The following is a 553-nucleotide window of genomic DNA, read 5'->3' as shown; positions in this document are numbered from 1 at the left end:
GAGTATCACCCTGTACCCTGCGACTTTCCAGACGCTTCCACTAATGCACAAACTGATTCAGGTTCTGGGCTGTTCCCCGTTCGCTCGCCGCTACTGGGGGAATCTCGGTTGATTTCTTTTCCTCGGGGTACTTAGATGTTTCAGTTCCCCCGGTTCGCCTCATGCCACTATGTATTCATGACATGATAGTGTGTCGAAACACACTGGGTTTCCCCATTCGGGTATCGTCGGTTGTTGCGGTTCATATCACCTTACCGACGCTTATCGCAGATTAGCACGCCCTTCATCGCCTCTGACTGCCTAGGCATCCACCGTGTACGCTTAGTCGCTTAACCTCACAACCCACAAGCGTCCCGAAGAACACATTGTCTGTTGTAAGCATTTGAGAGACTCGAACATGTCGTGGATTTCATTCTTATTACGGATAATGAAAACGACATGTCGTTTCAATTTTCAGCTTGTTCCGGATTGTTAAAGAGCATAATACTTCGCAGCATACTGTTATCCAGCACACTCTGAAGTATTTTATTTAGAAAAACAGTATGGTGGAGCT

General features: G+C 47.0%; 1 rRNA gene. It reads right to left on the bottom strand.

What is annotated here, in order from left to right:
- Positions 1 to 335: ribosomal RNA gene (locus WH279_RS00035) — 23S ribosomal RNA — on the bottom strand; the annotation flags it as partial.
- Positions 336 to 553: the final 218 nt, after the last annotated feature.

It is taken from the genome of Erwinia sp. MYb375, assembly GCF_037479175.1.
In the GTDB taxonomy this organism is placed as follows: Bacteria; Pseudomonadota; Gammaproteobacteria; order Enterobacterales; family Enterobacteriaceae; genus Erwinia; species Erwinia rhapontici.
Note: the sequence above shows the minus strand (reverse complement) of the source record. Positions and strands in the feature narration are given on the sequence as shown.